The organism is Paracoccus salipaludis, assembly GCF_002287065.1.
Classification (GTDB): domain Bacteria; phylum Pseudomonadota; class Alphaproteobacteria; order Rhodobacterales; family Rhodobacteraceae; genus Paracoccus; species Paracoccus salipaludis.
The window spans coordinates 386261-402068 of record NZ_NSJZ01000002.1 but is presented as its reverse complement, the minus strand read 5'-3'; the positions used below and the strand labels follow the sequence as shown (position 1 = coordinate 402068).

Annotated in this window: 16 protein-coding genes; all 16 read right to left on the bottom strand. The window is 67.8% G+C overall.

What is annotated here, in order from left to right; genetic code table 11:
* Positions 1–16: 16 nt before the first annotated feature.
* Positions 17–781, bottom strand: coding sequence for a glucose 1-dehydrogenase (locus CK240_RS04550; protein ID WP_095639129.1), 765 nt, complete (start codon positions 779–781; stop codon positions 17–19).
* Between the two features lie 11 nt (positions 782–792).
* Positions 793–2268, bottom strand: a complete 1476-nt coding sequence (locus CK240_RS04545) for an aldehyde dehydrogenase family protein (RefSeq protein ID WP_095639128.1) — start codon at positions 2266–2268, stop codon at positions 793–795.
* A 1-nt stretch (position 2269) separates the two neighbouring features.
* Positions 2270–2944 (bottom strand): ABC transporter ATP-binding protein, encoded by a 675-nt coding sequence (locus tag CK240_RS04540; protein ID WP_095639127.1) that lies wholly within the window; start codon positions 2942–2944, stop codon positions 2270–2272.
* Positions 2945–2946: 2 nt separating this feature from the next.
* Complete coding sequence (locus tag CK240_RS04535; protein WP_095639126.1) at positions 2947–3705, bottom strand: ABC transporter ATP-binding protein; 759 nt, start codon at positions 3703–3705, stop codon at positions 2947–2949.
* Positions 3702–4673, bottom strand: a complete 972-nt coding sequence (locus CK240_RS04530) for a branched-chain amino acid ABC transporter permease (protein ID WP_095639125.1) — start codon at positions 4671–4673, stop codon at positions 3702–3704. The genes CK240_RS04535 and CK240_RS04530 overlap by 4 nt, the downstream gene beginning before the upstream one ends.
* Positions 4673–5578 (bottom strand): branched-chain amino acid ABC transporter permease, encoded by a 906-nt coding sequence (locus CK240_RS04525; RefSeq protein WP_095639124.1) that lies wholly within the window; start codon positions 5576–5578, stop codon positions 4673–4675. Before CK240_RS04525 ends, CK240_RS04530 begins: the two co-directional genes overlap by 1 nt.
* 111 nt (positions 5579–5689) lie before the next feature.
* Positions 5690–6988 (bottom strand): ABC transporter substrate-binding protein, encoded by a 1299-nt coding sequence (locus CK240_RS04520; protein ID WP_095639123.1) that lies wholly within the window; start codon positions 6986–6988, stop codon positions 5690–5692.
* A gap of 188 nt (positions 6989–7176) precedes the next feature.
* Positions 7177–7614, bottom strand: coding sequence for an acyl-CoA thioesterase (locus CK240_RS04515; protein ID WP_095639122.1), 438 nt, complete (start codon positions 7612–7614; stop codon positions 7177–7179).
* 325 nt (positions 7615–7939) lie between these two features.
* The gene (locus CK240_RS04510) at positions 7940–8764 is read right to left on the bottom strand and encodes a sugar phosphate isomerase/epimerase family protein (protein ID WP_095639121.1); all 825 of its coding nucleotides are present in this window, start codon (positions 8762–8764) and stop codon (positions 7940–7942) included.
* Positions 8765–8776: 12 nt separating this feature from the next.
* On the bottom strand, positions 8777–9496 hold the full coding sequence (locus CK240_RS04505) for an HAD family hydrolase (RefSeq protein WP_095639120.1): 720 nt from the start codon (positions 9494–9496) through the stop codon (positions 8777–8779).
* A complete protein-coding gene (locus tag CK240_RS04500) occupies positions 9493–10242 on the bottom strand; it encodes a glycerophosphodiester phosphodiesterase family protein (protein WP_205957752.1) in 750 nt (249 codons plus the stop codon). The genes CK240_RS04505 and CK240_RS04500 overlap by 4 nt, the downstream gene beginning before the upstream one ends.
* Before the next feature lie 34 nt (positions 10243–10276).
* A complete protein-coding gene (locus CK240_RS04495; RefSeq protein WP_095639118.1) occupies positions 10277–11140 on the bottom strand; it encodes an ABC transporter permease in 864 nt (287 codons plus the stop codon).
* A gap of 10 nt (positions 11141–11150) precedes the next feature.
* On the bottom strand, positions 11151–12077 hold the full coding sequence (locus CK240_RS04490) for an ABC transporter permease (protein ID WP_095639117.1): 927 nt from the start codon (positions 12075–12077) through the stop codon (positions 11151–11153).
* Positions 12078–12084: 7 nt separating this feature from the next.
* A complete protein-coding gene (locus tag CK240_RS04485) occupies positions 12085–13062 on the bottom strand; it encodes an ABC transporter ATP-binding protein (RefSeq protein ID WP_095639116.1) in 978 nt (325 codons plus the stop codon).
* Positions 13059–14045 carry an ABC transporter ATP-binding protein gene (locus CK240_RS04480; protein WP_205957751.1) on the bottom strand — a complete coding sequence of 329 codons (987 nt, stop codon included), beginning with the start codon at positions 14043–14045 and terminating at the stop codon, positions 13059–13061. The genes CK240_RS04485 and CK240_RS04480 overlap by 4 nt, the downstream gene beginning before the upstream one ends.
* A gap of 68 nt (positions 14046–14113) precedes the next feature.
* On the bottom strand, positions 14114–15745 hold the full coding sequence (locus CK240_RS04475; RefSeq protein WP_095639114.1) for an ABC transporter substrate-binding protein: 1632 nt from the start codon (positions 15743–15745) through the stop codon (positions 14114–14116).
* Positions 15746–15808: the final 63 nt, after the last annotated feature.

The window sequence follows — 15808 nt, the reverse complement described above, 5'->3', positions numbered from 1 at the left end:
GGGCGGGCGCCCTTGTTCAGATCGTGCGGCCGCCATCGACCGGCAGCAGGACCCCGGTGATGAACTCGGCATCGTCCGACGCAAGATAAAGCGTCGCGCGGGCGATGTCCTCGGGCCGCGACATGCGCCCCATCGGGATGGTGGCCACGAACCTGGCCCGGTTCTCGGGGGTGTCCGGCACGCCCATGAACGCTTCCAGCAGGCCCGTCTCACCCATCACCGGGCAGATCGCGTTGACGCGGATGTTGTCGGGCGCAAGCTCGGCCGCCATCGACTGCGACAGGATGTTCACCGCGCCCTTGGTCGAGTTGTACCAGGTCAGGCCGGGGCGCGGACGGATGCCCGCGACCGAACCGATGTTGACGATGGACCCGCCCCCCTTCCGGCGCATCATGGGCACGATGATGTTGGACATGATGTAGATCGACTTGACGTTGATCGCGTAGACGCGGTCGAACTCTTCCTCGGTGACCTCCAGCATCGGCTTGTTGCGGTGCGTCCAGCCGGCGTTGTTCACGAAGATGTCCGGCACGCCAAAGCGGTCCGCGACCGTTTGCACCGCCTTCTCCATCTGCTCGCGCGAGGTGACGTCGGCGGTCAGCGCGACCGCATTCGCGCCGATCCCGGCGGCGACCTTCCCGGCCGCGTCGCCGCGCAGGTCCAGCACGCCCACGCGCGCGCCTTCCTGCGCGAAAAGCTTCGCGATCCCCTCGCCGAAGCCGCCACCCGCGCCGGTGACGATCGCGACCTTGCCTTCCAGCCGTCCTGCTTGCCCAGCCATTGCCTTCCTCCTCAATCGTGCTTGATGACTAGGGTCTTGAGCGCCGAGAACTCGTAAAGCGCCTCGAAGCCCTTTTCGCGGCCGTGGCCGGATTTCCGGGTGCCGCCGAAGGGCAGCTCGATCCCGCCGCCCGCACCATAGGCGTTGATGTAGACCTGCCCGGCCCGCACCCTGCGCGACACCCGGAAGGCGCGCGCGGTGTCGCGCGTCCAGACGCCCGCGATCAGGCCGTAGTCCGTGCCGTTCGCCAGTTCGATCGCGTCCTCTTCGTCGTCGAAGGGGATCGCGGCCAGCACCGGGCCGAACACCTCGTCCAGCGCCAGGCTGTTGTCGCGCGGGACGGGGCCAAAGACCGTGGGGGCGACATAGAACCCCTCCGCCGGCGCCGAGTCCTGGCGGGCGCCTTCGGCGATGACGGGAACGCCCTCCTCCCTGGCGCGCCGGATGAAGCCTTCCACGGATTCCTTCTGCCGGGCGCTGATGATGGGGCCGAGGTCGGGATCGTCCGTGGGAAGCCCTGCCCGCAGCCCCGCGAAACGTTCCGCGATCATCGGCATCAGCTTGTCCCAGACCGTCCTCTGGACCAGCACCCGTGCGCCGGCCGAGCAGGTCTGCCCCGCGTTCTGGATGATCGCGCCCACGATCACCGGCAGCGCGGCGTCGAGATCGGCATCCTCGAACACGATCTGCGGCGACTTGCCGCCCAGTTCCAGCACGCAGCCGATGTGGTTCCTCGCCGCCGCGGTCTGGATCATCACGCCCACGCGGGGCGAGCCGGTGAAGGCGATGAAGTCGATGCCCGGATGCTCGGACAGCGCCGCCCCGGCCTCGTGCCCAAAGCCCGGCACCACGTTCATCGCGCCGGGCGGAAAGCCCGCCTCGGCCGCAAGCTCGGCGATCCGCAGCGGGGTCATGCAGGCGTCCTCGGCGGGCTTCAGCACCGTGGCGTTGCCCATCGCCAGCGCCGGGCCGAGCGTCCGGCCGATCATCTGCGCCGGATAGTTCCAGGGGATGATGTGGCCGGTCACGCCCAGGGGCTCGCGCTCGCCGGTGACGTAGTAGCCGCGCATGAAGGGGATCTGCTCGCCATGCACCTTGTCGGCCGCGCCGCCGTAATATTCGAAATAGCGCGCGGCGGCCTGGATGTCGGCGCGGGCGGTCTTCATCGGCTTGCCGCAGTCGCGGGCCTCGAGCGCGGCGAGCTCCTCGAAGTTGTCAAGGATCAGCTGGCCGAGGCGGCTGAGAAGGCGGCCGCGCTCGGTCGCCGACAGCCTCGACCATTCGCCGCGCTCGAAGGCGTGCCGCGCGGCGGCGACGGCCTGGGCCACCTCCCCGGCGCCTCCGGCAGAAATTTCGGCGAAGACGACGCCCTCGGCGGGGGCGACGACCGGGATGGTCAGGCCGCCGGCGACCGGGCGCCATTCATTGTTGATGAAGAAGCCCCTGGCCGGGGCGACCTCCTCGGCGCGGCGACAGGCTGCGGTCATGTCAGGTCGTCCTTTCGTTCGAAGCGTCGCTGTCGATCTGCCCGCGTTCGACGGTGATCGTGCGGGAGGCGAAGCTGCGCAGCAGCTCGGGATTGGATTCCGTGATGATGATGGCCAGGGTCGGATCGATCTCGCGCAGCCTGCCGAGCGCCTCGGCGTAGCGCTGCGCCAGCACGGGGGCGAGCCCCTGGAAGGGCTCGTCCAGCAGCAGCAGCCGACTGGACAGCATCAGAGCGCGACCCAGCGCGACCATCTTCCCCTGCCCGCCCGACACGGACCCGGCCGGGCGCGGGCCGAGGTCGCGCAATTCGGGCAGGACATGATAGACCCGTTCCAGCCGGCTGGCGGTCTCCGTCTCGCCCAGCTTCGCCACCTGCGCCGGAAGCAGGATGTTCTGGGTGATGGTGAAGCGGGAAAAGAGCCTGCGGTCCTCGGGGGCATAGCCGATCCCCAGCCCCGGGCGCCGGTGAGGATCGACCGCGCGCAGGTCCGCGCCCTCGAAGCGCATCTCGCCGTGGCAGGTGGTGAAACCCATGATGGTGCGCAGAAGCGTCGTCTTGCCGGCACCGTTCCGCCCGACCAGAGCAACGGTTTCCGCCGGGCCGACGGTGAAGGAGATGTCGCGCAGGATCGGGATGTTGTTGATCGACGCATCGACCTTGGACAGCGCAAGCATGCTCAGTTCCCGATCACGTTGCGGATCACGTCGGGGTCGTTCAGCACGACCTCGGGTTCCCCGGTCATCTGGATGATGCCCTGTGCCCAGACGGCCACCCGGGTCGCGTAGAGCTTCACCATCTCCATGTCGTGCTCGACGAAGACCGAACTGACATGCGCCTCGCGCAGGGCGTTCATCAGCGTCTCCATGACGCCGAACTTGTCGGCCGAGGCGACGCCCGAGGTGGGCTCGTCCATCAGCAGGACCTTGGGCTTCAGGGCCAGCGCCAGGGCGATGTCCACCAGCTTGCGCTTGCCCTCGGGCAGTTCCGAGGCCAGCCGATTCCTGACATCCGCGCAGCCCACGAGGTCGAGCAGGTGTTCCATCTCGGCCCGCCCGGGGATGCCGTCGAGGCGCCGCAGCAGGTTCCAGCGGCGTTCGCGGATCGATCCCGCCAGCAGCATGTTCTCCAGCACCGTCTGTTCCGTGAACAGCTGCGGGATCTGGAAGGCGCGCGCGACGCCCATGCGGGTGATCCGGCGCGGGGGCCTGCCGGTGATTTCCTGCCCGCCCACCGAGACCCTGCCCGCGTTCGGCTTGAGATAGCCGGTGCAGATGTTCAGAAAGGTCGTCTTGCCCGCGCCGTTCGGCCCGATGATGGCAAGATGTTCGCCCGGGAACAGGGACAGGTTGATGCCGTCCGCCGCGATGATGCCGCCGAAGCGGAGCTTCAGCCCCTCGGCCTGCAGCAGGGGCTGCCCCTGGTCGTGACCGCTCATTCCGCCACCCCGCTTTCCGATCCGGTCCGGTCCGAGCTGGTGCGTCGGCCCGCGAGACGGTGCCAAAGCTGGATCAGGCCGCCCGGCGCCCACAGGATGATCGCGATCAGCGTGACCCCCAGGATGAGCTGCCAGCTGTCGTCGAGCAGCGCGGCGGCCGAGGTGCGGACCCATTCGAAGACCAGCGTTCCCGCAAAGGCCCCGGCGATATGCCCCTGCCCGCCCAGCACGGCGATGAAGACCAGTTCCGCCGACCGCGACCAGAACGCGTGTTCCGGCGAGGCCAGTCCCTGCACCAGTCCCATGAGCACGCCGCCCAGGCCGCAGAGCATGGCCGAGATCACGTAGCCGGTCAGAAGGACGGACTTTGCCGACAGTCCCAGGTACTCGACCCGCGTCTCGTTGGTCTTGACGGCCCGCAGCGCCTGTCCGAGCGGCGACAGGAGGTAGCGTCCGACCAGAACGCAGCAGGCCGCGGCGACGGCAAGGACGACGTAGAACATCACCAGGTCGAACTCGCTGCGGCTGAACTCGAACCCCAGCAGGGTCGGGCGGCGGATCCGCAATCCGTCCGAGCCGCCGGTGATGTGGAAGGCCTTTTCGAGGATCGAATACAGCACCATCGAGAAGGCGAGGTTGATCATCCCGAAGAAGATGCCGCGATAGCGGGTCACGAAGACGCCGATCAGCAGTCCCGCGATCCCCGTGACCGCGAGGGTCGCGACCAGCAGAAGGATCAGGTCGATGTCGCGCCAGGCGGCCGTCAGGAAGGCGGCGGTATAGGCGCCCGCGGCGAAGAACATCGCGTGCCCGAACGAGACCTGGTCGGCGCGCAGCAGCACCAGGATGCCCAGCACGGCCAGGCCCTTCGCCATCACCATCGTGGCGAAGACGACCATGTTCGAGGCCGCGAAGGGCAGAAGCGCCAGCGCCAGCAGCAGCGCAAAGGCAACGAGACCCTTTTTCATCAAATCTTCCTCACGGTCTCTTTGCCGAACAGGCCGTTCGGGCGCACCAGAAGGACCAGCACCATGATGAGATAGGGCATGATCACCTCGATCTCGGGGCTGAGATAAACGGCGAAGGACCGGGCGATCCCGATGATCAGGGCCGAGATGGCCGCGCCCTCGATCTGGCCCAGGCCCGCCGTCGCCGCCACCGCGAAGGACAGGACGATCATATTGGCGCCCATCCCCGTGACCAGCGAGGTCGTCGGCGTGGCCAGCGCGCCGCCCAGCGCAGCGAAGCAGGCGCCGATCACGAAGGTCATGAAATAAACGCGGCTGGCATTGATGCCGATGGCCGTGGCGGCCTCGCGGTCCTCGGTGACGGCAAGGATCTGCGCGCCCATGTTGGTGTGGCGCAGGAAGTATCGCAGCGTGAACAGGACCACGAGCGCGGCGGCCGGAAGGAACAGCACCTGATAGGCGGTGTAGTTGATCCCCAGCAGCCTGACGTTCCCCAGCACCGTCAGCGGCGTCGACATGAAATAGGGCTGCACGCCCCAGATCATGCGCTGGAGGTTTTCGAGGATCATGAAGACCGCGAAGGTCACCAGCAGCTGAAGCACCGGGTCCTTCGAATAGATCCTTTGCAGCAGCAGCCGCTCGATTAGTCCGCCGAGCAGGACCCCCACCGCCACCGCGGCAACGATCATCCCCGGAAAGGTCAGCCAGGGATTGAACCCCTGCGCGACGAGCCATTGCCCCAGTGTCGCCGTGGCATAGGCGCCGATGGCATAAAGGCTGCCGTGCGCGACGTTGAGGATGCCCAGCACCCCGAAGATGAGCGTCAGGCCGACCGCCACGAGGAAAAGCAGCGACGCATAGGCAAGACCGTCCAGAAGCGCCAGGGCGGCGATGTTCATGGTCATCGAAGGTTATCCCGATAGGCCGCCCGCAGGACCGGGCCGGCGCAGATGGGTAGGTCCGGTCACGTGGGACCCTCCGCGGGTTTCACGCCGCGGAGGGCCGTCGTGCCGTTCTCAGTTCTCGAAGGGCGTTCCCGAGATGTCGAGCCGGCCCGGCTCGAACTTTCCGATCCAGTCCAGCGACTCCTCGCCCACCGGCGCCATCAGCGGCTCGGCATCGTAGATCTCGATGTTCTTGATGATCTTGAACGGGAAGGCCTCGCTGGTGCCGGTCATGCCCACAAGCTGCGCCTCGACCGCCTGCCCGTCCTCGCGGATGGAAAGGGGCCGACCGAGGCCCTGGAACTCGAGCCCCGCCATGGCCTCGGCGATCTGCTCCTTCTCGGGCCATGCGCCGCCATTCGCCGCGATGGCCTTGTCATAGACCGCTTCCAGCGCCGCAAAGGCCTGGACCATGTGATACACCGAGTAGATCGGGTATTCGCCCGTCCGCGCCTTGAAGTCCTCGTTGAACTTCTTGAACTCGGGATCATCGCGGCGTTCGGGATGCTGGAAGTAGTGGTCGCCGCGGGCGCCGACGATCGCGCCCTCGGGCAGCGAGTCGCCCAGGCGCTGCAACGACGATTCCGCCAGCGGAAGAACGAACAGCGACTGGTCGAACAGCCCGCGCTGGCCCGCCTGGCGCACAAAGGTGTCCAGGTCGCCGCCCCAGGACGTGGACAGGATCACGTCGGGCTGCAGGGCCTGCAGGCGCGAAACCTCGGCCGAGAAGTCGGCGGCGCCGAAGGCCGGGAAAAGCTCGGCCACGACCTCGACGTCGGGGCGCTGCGACTTCAGGGCGGCCTGGAAGATTTCCCAGCTGTCCCGGCCCCAGGCATAGTCCTGGTTGACGACGGCCAGGGTCTTGAACTCGGGATGGTGCTTCAGCAGGTAGGCCAGCGGCGCCAGCACCTCGGGCGTGGCATTGGCCTGGGTGCGGAAGACATAGTCGTAGTCGTCGTCTTCAAGGATGCGCTGAGTCCCGCAGTCCCACATGAAGTTGATGACCTCGAGGTCCTCGGCGAGCGGCGCGATCTTGTTGCACACGCCCGACGAGATCGAGGCGAACATCACGTCCATCCCCTCGTCCTCGACCAGCCGGCGGTATTCCGTCAGCAGCGTTTCCAAGCCGGCGCCTTCGTCGATGAAATGCAGCTTGATCGGAACACCGTCGATGCCGCCTTTGGCGTTGATCCGCTCGGCGAGCATCTCGGCCGCGTGGCGCGCGGGGACGCCGAAGACCGAGGCCGCGCCGGAGCTGTAGGTGGTGATGCCGATGTTCAGCTCGGCAGGCTTGTCCTGGGCGAAGGCACCTGCCGGTGCCAGTGCCGCGATAAGGGCAGCTGCCGACGCTGCACCAGAGAACTTGTTCATCCTGACCCTCCCCAATCGATCGAGGCCATCCTCCTCACCGCGATCCGGGGCAGTCTGATGACCTTTCTGACAGAAGGAAAATCAGAATTTGTGTTGAGATATATAGCGGATGGTTATGGCCTGCCCTGCGCCATCATGGCCGCGTCTGCGCCTTGGGGCACTGGCCCGGGATCCGGGCGGCAAGGCGATCAGGCGTCTCTCAGCAGCATCTTCAGGGCGGCACGGGTATCGTCGGGAATGGGACAGGGCCGGCGGCTCTGGGCATCCACATAGACATGGACAAAGAACCCTTCGGCTGCCGCCTTTTCGGCATCGCCGGGGAACAGGCCGATCTCGTAGCGCACCGATGACGTGCCGAGCCGCGCCACCCTCATCCCGGCGGTGACATCCTGCGGGTAGGACATCTCGCCATGATAGCGGCAGCCGGTTTCCGCCACGAGGCCGATGGAGGGGCTGTTTGTCGTGTCCAGCAGTCCGTTCGAGATCAGCCAGGTGTTCACCGTGCTGTCGAACAGCAGGTAATGCACCACGTTGTTGAGATGCCCATAGACATCATTGTCGTTCCAGCGGGTCGTGTGCAGGCGGAAATGAACGTAGTCGGCCCGTGTTCCCGGCGGCGCGCGCATTCTGGATGCCCCCTTGCAGATGGTCGGTGACCTGGTCTTCATCGCAAGAGATCGACGATCAACAAGGTTCCGCCGCCTTTCCGTCACATTCCCGGCCATGGGCGGCTGCCGGTCCGTGCAAGAGGATGGCGTAAGAGATCCGGCCCTTCCCCTCACCACGATCCGCTCCGCGTTTGCCGGAAGCCAGGAGTTCCGGACAGGCCGGAGGATCACCGCGGAACGGCAAGCTGCTCCTCCACTGCAGTTCACGCGCGGGCGGCACCGGCGAAGCCGGGGAGGCGCCGCCCGCAGGCCAGGCTGGCGCGGCACCGCCTGAACGTCCCGCCTAGCGCGCCAGCCCCAGCCTGTTCAGATACCCGACCGAGGGCAGGATGCCCGCCTTGTCGCGCAGCTCGAGGATCAGGCGGGGCTTCGATGTGACCTCGCCCAGCGCGCGGAAGACGGCGGGCCAGCAGATGGTGCCCTCGCCGATGGCCCAGTGGCGGTCGGCATAGCCGTCGGCGTCCTGCAGGTGGACATGCTCCAGCCGGTTGCCGGCGCGGCGGACGTAGTAATCCACGGGCGGCGCCCCGGTCGAGCCATGGGCGTAATGCGCGTGGCCCGTGTCGATGGAAACCGCCATTGCGGGGGACGCGAAGCTGTCGGCCAGGATGCGGCGGATGTCGGGGTCCTTGTCCTGGATGTTCTCGACGACCATGGTGACGCCGATCTCCTCGGCCCGTTTCACCACCGGGTCCATGGTCAGATGACAATACTCCAGCATCCGCTCATAGGCCGACCGGTCCGGGAAGTTGTCGAGGTTGTTGAAGTCCCAGGTCGAATAGGGCGAATGGATCACCATCTGCGTGGCGCCCAGGTATTCGCAGACCTCCAGCCCCTGCATGAACTTGCGCGCGTTCAGCGCCCGCATGTCGGGATCGGGGCTGGCGATGCTGAGGCCCCAGAACGGCCCGTGGATGCCCAGCCGCCCGGCATGGCCCGACAGCAGCGCGCGGGCGCGATCCGCCACGGGCTTCCAGTCGCCGTTCAGCAGGTCGGCGTCGAAGAAATCCTGCAGTTCGAGGTCGCGGTTCTCGGACAGGATGAAGTCCTGCATGGTTTCAAGCGCAGAGGTCGGAAGGGCCACGCCCAGCAGGGGAAGGTCGGTCATCTTGATCTCGGTTCAGGCTGCAAGGGGAAGGAGAAGGCGGGACAGCAGGCCGCGGAACTCGGCCATGCCACGGACGACATGATCGGCCCCGGCATCGCGCAGGGTCCGGGCGTGGCTCTCGCGGTGGTCCGAGGGACCGATGAAGCCCACGGCAAGGCAGCCCGCCGCAGCGGCGCAAAGGACGCCATGCGGGTTGTCGTCGATGAAGATGGCCCGTTCGGGCGCGACGCCCAGCCTTTCGCAGGCGAACAGGGCAAGGTCGGGTGCGGGCTTGGGCGCCGCGACATGCTCGGCCGAATAGACATGCGGGCCGAAGCGCGCCGCCAGCGGAGTGCGGGCGATGGATCGGTCGAGCCGCATGACCGACGAGTTCGAGCAGACCGCCAGCGGCAGGTCGAAGCCGGACAGCACCTCCTCGATCCCCTCGACATGGGGGATGCCGCGGTCGAACATCTGAAACAGAAGGCGGTCCGCTTCGTTGAAGACCGCCGCCGCATCCAGACCCGCCTTTTCCATCCAGGCAAGGGTCGCCTGCGCCGAATTGCCCGAGAAGATGCGCGTGGCTTCCTCGCGGGTCATGGGGTGGCCTGCGGCGGTGACGGCCCGGGCCAGCGCCTCGCAGCCCAGCGGCTCGCTGTCGATCAGCACGCCATCGCAGTCGAACAGGATCGCCCCGTAGTCCCTTGCCCCGTGGTCCCTTGCGCCGTAGTCCCTTGCGCCGTGGTCCTTCATGCCGGGACGCCTTCCTGCATCAGCGCACGCAGCAGCACAGGGTTGTCGGAGACCAGGAAGCCCGGCGCGCGGGTGATCCAGCGGCGGATCAGGGCGGGATCGTTGATCGTCCAGACGGAACAGGACTTCAGCGGGCGCAGGCGGGCGATACGGTCGAACTCGGCCTCGAACAGCTCGTGGTGGATGCCGACGATGTCCACGAGGTCGTCGACCTCGCGCAGGAAGGCGGCGATGCCGCCCTGCCGGTCGGCCCAGTCGCGATTGACCGAGATGAGCCGGCGCAGGTCGGGGGCCACGGCACGGATGTGCCGCACGACGTCGATGTCGAAGCTGTGCAGGACGGAACGCTCGGCCAGCCCGAGGCGGCGCAGCGTGTCCACCGTCCGCTCCACCAGTCCCGGATAGGGCGTGCCCGTCTCGTCGGACTTCAGTTCGACATAAAGGTCCGTCTCGTGATGAGGTGCGAGGATCTCCAGCACCTCCTCCAGACTGGGCACGCCCTCGTCGATCAGCGTGCCGTCCGGGCCGCGCAGGCGCAGGGCGCGGCGGCTGTCCGGCGTCAGGTCGCGGGTGCGGCCCGTGCCGTCGGTGGTCCGGTCCAGCGTCGGGTCGTGGATCACCACGATCTCGCCCGCGTCGGTCAGGTGCAGGTCGAACTCGATGGCGTCGAAGCCGTGGCGGGCAGTCTTCCGGAAGCCGAGGCACGAGTTCTCGGCCCAAAGGTTGCGGGCCCCGCGATGGGCCATGATCTGCGACATTTCAATGCTTTCTTGGAAGGGGTCAACGGATCGTCGGGTCCAGCCGGTCGCGCAGCCAGTCGCCCAGAAGCGAGATCGACAGCGTCGTCATCACGATCACCGCCGAGGGGGCGAGCATGATCCAGGGCGCGCGCGTCAGGTATTCGCGCCCGAAGCCCACCATGTTCCCGAGCGAGCTTTCGGGCGGCTGCACGCCGAGGCCAAGGAAGCTGAGGCCGGATTCCATCAGGATGATTTCCGGGAAGGTCAGCGTCATCGACACGATAAGGGTCGAGGCGACGTTGGGCAGGATGTGGCGCAGGTAGACGCGCGAGGGTTTCGCCCCGAGTTGCACCACCGCCGCCGCATAGCCCTGCGCCGAGGCCGAGATGGCAAGGCCGCGGGCGATGCGGGCGTACCGCTCCCAGCCGTAGAAGCCCATGAGGCAGACCAGCAGGACCATGGACGAACCGAAGAAGGCCAGCACCGCCAGCGACATGATCATGAAGGGCAGCGCCGCCTGGAAGTCGGCCAGCGCCATGACCAGGTGCTCGACCCAGCCCCGGAACTGCGCGGCCAGAAAGCCCAGCGTGGTGCCGAAGACGGCCGACAGGACCGTGGCCCCGAAGGCGATGACCAGCGAGACGCGGACCGACTGGATCAGCCGCGACAGCACGTCCCGGCCAAGCTCGTCGGTGCCGAGCCAGTGGCCCGGCGTCCCGATCGGCGCCAGCCGCGCCGACAGGTCCATCTTCGTGATCTCGTAGGGCCTCAGCCAATCGGCGAAGATGGCGGTCAGCACCATCAGGACGATCCAGGTCAGGGCCAGGACGACCAGCCAGGGCATTCTCAGCCGGGTGCGGGTCAGCAGGCCCGCTGCGGGGGCGGCGATCGCGGTATCGGCCATCGGTTTTCCCTTACTGGGTGCGCTTCTGGCGCAGGCGGGGGTCGAGCAGGCCATAGGCGAAATCGACGCACAGGTTGGCGACGACCATCGAGGCCGCGATGACCAGCAGCAGGCATTGCACCACCGCCAGGTCGCGGTTCGACACCGACACCACGATCAGCCGCCCGACGCCGGGCCAGGAAAAGATGCTTTCCACCACCACCGCCCCCGCGATCAGCGCGCCCACCATGAAGCCGATCAGCGTCACGATGGGGATGGCGGCGTTCGGCAGCGCGTGCTTCCAGACCACCTCGCGCCAGGGCAGCCCCTTAGCCATGGCGGTGCGGATATAGGGCTGGCCCAGCACCTCGATCATCGCGGACCGCGAGAAGCGCGCAAGGATGCCGATGCCCCCGATGGACAGCGTGGCGATGGGCAGGATCGCGTGCCGCCATGTGTCCTGCCCGCCCGAGGGCAGCCAGTCCAGCGTGACCGCGAAGACCAGCACCAGCACCAGCGCCAGCACGAAGGAGGGGATCGTGAAGCCGAAGATCGACATCATGATCACGCCCCGGTCCGCGATGGAGCTCCGGTGCAGCGCCGCATAGACGCCCGCCGGGATGCCGATGCAGACTTTCAGGATCAGCGCCGGCACGGTGATCGCCAGCGTCGCAGGGATGCGGTCCAGCACCAGGTCGATGGCGGGCGACTGGTCGCGCATCGAGACGCCGAAGTCGAAGCTGAGGATCTGCGCCAGATAGGCCAGATACTGCTGCCACAGCGGGTCGTTCAGGCCCCAGCGGGCGCGGAAGGCGTCCACGGCGTCCTGCGGCGCGTCCGGGCCCAGCAGCACCTGCGCGGGATCGCCCGACAGGCGCAGGACGACGAAGGCGAAGCTCATGACCAGCAGGATGGTCAGGCCTGCGCGGGCGGTCTTGGCGAGGATGAAGCGAAGCATGGGGTCCTCACGCCGCCTGCCGTGCGGGGCAGGGCAGCTTCAGGCAGGCGGCAAGCCGACCGCCGTGGTTTTCAAGCCGGGGCACCTGCGCGGCGCAGCCCGCGTCGGCAAACCGGCAGCGGGGGTGGAAGGCGCAGCCTTGGGGGCGCGCGGCGGGGTTCGGAGGCTCGCCGTGCAGGATGATGCGGCCATCGAGCCCCTGCCCCGCCCTCGGGATCGAGGACACCAGCGCCTGCGTGTAGGGATGGCGCGGGTCCGCGAAGATGCGGTCCGAGGGCGCTTCCTCGACCACGCGGCCCAGATACATGACCGCCACCCGGTCGCAGATGTTGCGGACCACCTTCAGGTCGTGGCTGATGAAGACCATCGTCAGCCCGTCCTGTTCCTGCAGGTCGCGCAACAGATTCACCACCTGCGCCTGAATCGAGACATCCAGCGCGGACACCGGCTCGTCGCAGACCAGAAAGCGCGGGCTGGTGGCGAGCGCGCGGGCGATCACGACGCGCTGGCGCTGACCGCCGGACAGTTCATGCGGATAGCGGTCGGCCTGATCGCGGCGCAGACCGACGCGACCCATCAGGCCCTCGACGCGCTCGGCCAGTTCGGCGCCGCGGGCGAGGCCGTGGATCTCCAGCGGCTCGGCAATCTGGGCGGCGACGGTCATGCGGCGGTCCAGCGCGGCCAGCGGGTCCTGGAAGATCAGCTGCATCTGCGCGCGAAGCCGGCGCCAATGTTCCGTCCGCGGCGCGGGCATGGGCTGGCCGTGATACAGGACCTTGCCCGCGAAGGGGGTTTCCAGCCCCAGGAGCATCCGGCCCAGCGTGGACTTGCCCGACCCGGATTCTCCCACGACGCCGAGGATCTCGCCCTCGGCCACGGAAAGGTCGATGCCGTCCACGGCGCGCACGGCGCCCGGCCTGCCGAACAGCGACTTGCCGGTGGTGTATTGCTGGACGAGGCCGCGTGCTTCCAGAAGGACGCTCATGCAGGCACCGCCTGCGGTTTGCGGGCGCGCGCCGCCGCCGGGTCGGGGTGGAAGCAGGCCACCTGCCCGCCCTCTGGCTGCGGCTTCAGGTCCGGCGCATAGGCCGTGCAGAACGCGGTGGCCCGAACGCAACGGGGTGCGAAGGCGCAGCCCTGCGGCAGGTTCCTCGGGTCCGGCACGGTGCCCTCGATGGGGACCAGCCGGGTGCGGCCCGAGTCCAGTTCGGGAATCGCGTCGAAAAGGCCGCGCGTATAAGGGTGCCTCGGCGCCGCGAACAGCCGCGCGACGTCGTTCGTTTCCACGATCCGTCCCGCATACATCACCGCCGCGCGGTCGCAGACGGCCGAGACGGCGCCGAGGTCGTGGCTGATGAAGACCATCGCCATCCCCGTCTCGCGCCGGATCGCAGAGAGAAGGTCGAGGATCTGCGCCTGGATCGTGGCGTCCAGCGCCGTGGTCGGTTCGTCCGCGATCAGCAGGTCGGGCTGACCCGCCAGCGCCATGGCGATCATCACCCGCTGGCACTGCCCGCCGGAAAACTCATGCGGGTAAAGGTCGATGCGGGTCGCGGCCGCAGGGATGCCCACCATGTCGAGCAGCCGGATCGCCTCGGCCCGCGCTTGCGCCCCGCGCAGGCCCCGGTGCAGCCGCAGGCTTTCGGCGATCTGCCGTCCCACGCGATGCACGGGGTTCAGGGACGAGGACGGGTCCTGGAAGATCATCGCGATGCGGGCGCCCCGGACGGCTTCCATCTCGGAGGCCCGCGCCCCGATCAGTTCGCGCCCCTCGATGCGGACGGACCCCGTGACCCGGGCCTTGCCGGGCAGCAGGCCCAGCGCGGCCAGCCATGTCACCGACTTGCCGCAGCCGCTTTCACCGACAAGGCCCACCGCCTCGCCCCTGCCGACGTCCAGGTCGATGCCGTGCAGCACCCGGACGCCGTCGAACGCGACCCGCAGGTCGCGGATGGAGACAAACGGCATCCGCCGCCCTCCTGTCCTGAAGGAAATCGCGGGGCGCGGCCGCATGGGACCGCGCGTCCCGTCAAAGATCAGACGCTCCAGTTGTTCGCGCGGAAATCCATCGCGAAGGCGGGCGCGGCCTTCCAGTTCAGTTCCGACTTCATGCCCGTGAAGACGGCGTTCTGGTGCAGGACCGTATAGGCCGGGTCCTCGCGCTCGCAGATTTCCAGCAGCCGGGCATGGGCCTTCTGCCGCGCGCTCTTGTCCATCGAGGTTTCCATGACGACGGACAGCTGATTCACCTCGTCGTTCCAGTAGTCGCGCTTCTGCTGCGCCTCGCCGTTCGGGCCGAACTGGACGACCAGGGGCGTGATCGGGTCGTTGATGTTGTTCGAGGCCGACCAGTCACGCACGCCCTTGACCCCTTCGGGATCGTGGATCTGCGCCCAGTTTTCCTTCATCTCGATCTCGACGTTCAGCCCGACCTGCTTCCACATCTCGACCAGCACCTGCGCGGTGGGCGTCTGGTTGGTGTAGTAGTTGTTCAGCAGCCGGTAGGGGATCGGATCGCCCTTGTAGCCTGCCTGCTTCAGCAGATCGCGGGCGAGGTCGGGGTTGTATTCCGGCGCGGTCCAGCCTTCGACGAACATCCCCGAGGTCCTGAAGCTGTCGAACTGCAAGCCCGCCGGAACGACGGTCTGCCCGCCCCACAGCGCCTCGACGATGGCCTGCCGGTCGACCGCATGGGTGAAGGCGCGGCGCACCAGCGGGTCGGCAAGGAACTCGTTCTGCTTGTTGAAGACGGTGATGCGGTGGTTCCAGATGGTCGAGGACTGCACTTCCAGTCCCGGCGCGGCGGCGACCGTCGCGATCTGGTCGGGCGGCAGGTCGCAGGCGAAGTCGTATTCGCCCGACAGCAGCCCGTTCACGCGGCTGGCGACCTCGGGGACCTCGACAAAGCGGATGCGTTCCAGCGGCGGACGGCCGCCCCAGTAGTCGTCAAAGGCCACCAGCGTCAGCGAGACGTCGGGGCGGAACTCCTCGACCCTGTAGGGGCCGGTGGTGACGGGCCTGTTGGCCCATTCCGCGTAGCTTGCCGCCTCGTCCCAGGCGCGCTTGCTGGCGATCTGCGACCCGAAGGCGTAAAGGCGCCCTTCCAGCGTCACGTCCGGCGTCGCGTTGTGGAAGCGGACGGTATACTTGTCCACCGCCTCGACCCCGCGCAGCGCGGGCCACAGGCGGCGGGCGATGCCGGGAATGCCGGCCGGCAGCTCCTTGGCGTTCTGCGGCTTGAAGTTCTCGGCATACAGCGTCCTGCCGCCGGCAGGCTCGGTGCCCGCGAACAGGCGCTCGTCCGAGAAGGAGAAGACCACGTCCTCGGCGGTCAGCTCGTCGCCATTGTGGAAGCGGACGCCCTGGCGCAACTTCAGCTCGATGGTCTTGTCGTCCAGGCGCTTCCATTCGGTCGCCAGGCCGGGGACCGGGCCCTGGTTGCCCATCCAGTCGCGCAGGATCAGCCCTTCCCAAAGGTTGGGGAAGAACACCCGCTCGCCCACGTTCGACTGCTCGTTCCAGATGTCCAGCGTGTTGTTGTTGGTGATCTTCTGCACCGCGACGGTGATGGAACGGCGCGGCGCCTGCGCCATGACGTGGCGCGGCAGGATCAGCGAGCCGGCGGCGGCGCCGAACAGGGCCAAGGTGTGACGGCGGTTGATAAGCATGGGTCTCTCTCATGTGCCGGCGCGCGGCGGTCCGCGCCCCTTCGCGACGCCTTCTGGCGGTGC